We start from the raw sequence: 3,225 nt of genomic DNA, 5'->3' as shown, positions 1-3,225 counted from the left end.
GATCTATTTTGATTTGGCCTTTCGTGCCACAAATGCCCCTCCTTTAAATATGGAGGCAAAAGCTATCTTGCCCTATCAGCACTGCTGCTATGCTTCCCCTGAGTATTTTAAACAACATGGTAAACCAAAGACTCCTTACGATTTAAAAACACACCAATGTTTACGCGGGCAAGAGCAACTAACTTGGGTGTTTTTGACCACTAGCGTGGCTGCAGATGGTTGGTTGCAGATAAACGATAATCATATTAAGAGATTAGCATTAAGGGAGAAAGCATCATTAGAGTGCATGAACACTCGGTAGTTCAAGAGATGAGTCAGGGGGAATTACTACCCATATTGGCAAATGAGATGCCTGAAGGAGTTACAATTTTCATGGTTTACGGTTTATGTGCAACTAATTCATCAATCAAATAAGTTAACCGCCTTTATAGCGTTCGCTAAAAATCATTTCAATATAAAATAGATAAGCAATTAAAACTATCGACGCTTATGGCATTATTAAGTTTTTTGCCTATAAAAAAACCGCCATTCCTGCGAATGGCGGTTTTTATTGATTAATGAAAATCCATAATCAAACGTTAGTGGTTACCACCACATATCAGCTTGCATACCGATGACGATATCATGATCATATTTAAGATCGCCATTCTCATCTTGATCGCGTGCAGGTCCCCATGCATTATCTATGTAACTTGCTAATAAGCGAATCTCTGGTGCAGGTCCTTGGCCGGTGCCGATAATCCAGGTGGGTGCCACGGTGATTTTACTTTGACTACTAGTCTCACCATTCCAGTTATTGTGAACAGTGCCTATTTCAGAGGATACAAAGAAGTTATCCGCTACAGGGAAGTTAGAGCGTACCATGGCTGATACCCAGTAATCATAAGCTCCTAAACCACCCGCAGTTGTGTCATAGGTCCATTGTCCATCAGCGTCATGGTCATTATACTGGCCCTGAATAGACGGGAAAAAACTGATGCCATTTTCTAGGAAGTAGCCACCCCAGAGTAGCAATCGAGCCGATGTATCTTTTTCATCAACATAGGTCAAGAGACGTTGCGCATCCCCTGCAGATGGATGCCAAGCAGCCCAATCATTATGCTCACCTTGGAACTGTGAACCAGGGTGATAAGCATTATATGATGTGATTGTACCGCCCAGTAAATTACCTGAGCCTAGACCAACACCTGCTTGTGCAATGATTTTTGAAAAGCCATTACCCGGTATAAAAAAGAAGCTGGATAGATTATAAATAGCGGTCAAATCGCCACCTACCTCAGCATATTGATAACCGTTTTCATCCCAGTTATCAGGCATAACTTTGTATAACGCGCTCAGTTCCAACGAACCGAAGTTAACACTCAGATTGAAAGCATGCATTAAATTATTGAGGTTAGCAGATTTATCGTATTCATTTGCATCCCAGCGTCCAAGAACATCATCAATGCGATCACTGGCAATATAGGCGGCATCAAAAAGGAGATCTCCCACCTCATATCCTTCAATACCGATACCTGTACCTGACATGTCGGTATAGAACAAATCGGTCATAAAGATATAGTTGTCTTTACCGTAATCACGGGTACCACCCCAGAATTTACCTGATGACGTTACGCCCGTAAACTCAACATAAGTCTGACCAACGCCCATCTGATATGCATCAGCACTTGAACTGAGTGAACTTTCGTCACCCGTATCGCCTAAACCAACATTAATTCGAATTGTTTTGCCATCATCAAATGACCACTTTTTAACAAAATCAAGTGATGCATCGTTATCGGCTTCCAGACCGAGACGCCCTAGTGTTTCTTTTTGAGCAACGAAGTTTGAACGCTTAAAATCATTTTCTGAACTTAAAAGTACACCCGCACGGAAGTAGCCGTGGAATTCAAAGCCGTCGGTTACCGCAGCCTGAGTTGCACTCGTTGCAGATAGACCTGATGTAGCAAGCAGACATGCAAGGGTTAATTTTGATAGTTTCATTGTAACTCCATAATTTTATTACTTTCCGTATATTGATAAAGAAAACAAGATGTAAGCGCTTTCTCTGTTATTAAAAAAACAGCCAAATGTGAATTGATAAAATTCGCAGAAACAATAAACAATCTGTGGCCAATTTCTAAGATAAGTATAAAGGCAAAGCAGAGGGTGTAAAGTGAGCAACATCACTAAAGTAAGCGCTTACATGGGATGTAGATCACACTCTGAAATTATCTTTTGAACTCATAGGGTCGACTTACGAATGGGCCGTTGGTGAAACATTAAAAAAGGGTAAAGTAAACGTCCAAGACATACACTGTATTTACAGCTTTACTCTGCTGTTCATCTTATTATTATTCATTACGCACAGTTAAAAGAGCGATTTTCATTTTACCCATTCACTTTAATATACTGATTCCAGCGTTTTTCTGTGAATGGGCTATAAAACAATCTGATTTTCAATCACTGTTGTAGCTTATCCAGCTCTTTTAAGTAATGTGATTTTGCTTTTGTTGAGCCAGCGCGCTCCGCTTCTGCAACTAAACTCTTAGCACGCGAATTATTGCCCTCTTTTAGCGCTTTACTAATCTGCTCTAAATAAAATTCTTCAGTATCACTTAATATTACTGGCGCATCGACAGCAACCGCGTTAAGTGCCGGCGTATTATTTTGTTTCACCTCTTCTACAACATGCCCTACAGCCTTAACAAAAACGTCTTTAAAACGAATGTTAAGATGGCCAATCGGAGAATGTTTAGTGTAGAGCTTGGGATGAGAAGCTTCCGAGAGCACTTTGCCCTTTTTCAATTCATATTCACGGGCCAGATTAACGATTTCACTTTTCCCGTCGAAAGTGCTCTCTTTACTGTAGACCAAAATATAACGAGCCTGTTGCTGCATCTCATCGGTCAGGGTTTTCTGCATAAAGAAAAAACCATCATCGTTTAATTTCGCATCATCAATACGATCTACTTCCTGAAAACTTTCATTTAGAAAAATGACACTCGGCACAAATACAGTACGACCAACAACGCTTTCTAACTCAAAGGTAAATCGGCTAATCTGCTCTGGTAGCAGTAAAGCTGCAACAAAAGAGTTGCCTTCTGGAAGGTTAACGATAGGAGAGTCGGCAGTGATATCAATACGATTAGTCGTATCCAGTGATGCCATTTGAAATGGTAAGCGCTTAATATCGACAACAGTTACGTTATCTGAGCGTAATTGAGCGCTAAGTGCTCCAACATC

Annotated in this window: 2 protein-coding genes and 1 pseudogene; 1 reads left to right on the top strand and 2 read right to left on the bottom strand. The window is 40.6% G+C overall.

Annotation, left to right across the window (positions count from 1 at the left end; genetic code table 11):
- Nucleotides 1-301 (top strand): annotated as a pseudogene (locus tag ACJAT7_RS18680) (hypothetical protein); the annotation flags it as partial.
- 284 nt (nucleotides 302-585) lie between these two features.
- Here the strand turns inward: ACJAT7_RS18680 and ACJAT7_RS18675 are convergent.
- Complete coding sequence (locus ACJAT7_RS18675) at nucleotides 586-1,983, bottom strand: carbohydrate porin (protein WP_415228293.1); 1,398 nt, start codon at nucleotides 1,981-1,983, stop codon at nucleotides 586-588.
- A gap of 459 nt (nucleotides 1,984-2,442) precedes the next feature.
- Nucleotides 2,443-3,225 (bottom strand): MalM family protein (locus tag ACJAT7_RS18670; RefSeq protein ID WP_415228292.1); only part of this gene is annotated, 783 nt, incomplete at its 5' end.

The sequence above is a fragment of the Psychromonas sp. genome, from assembly GCF_047632995.1.
GTDB lineage: Bacteria > Pseudomonadota > Gammaproteobacteria > Enterobacterales > Psychromonadaceae > Psychromonas.
Note: the sequence above shows the minus strand (reverse complement) of the source record. Positions and strands in the feature narration are given on the sequence as shown.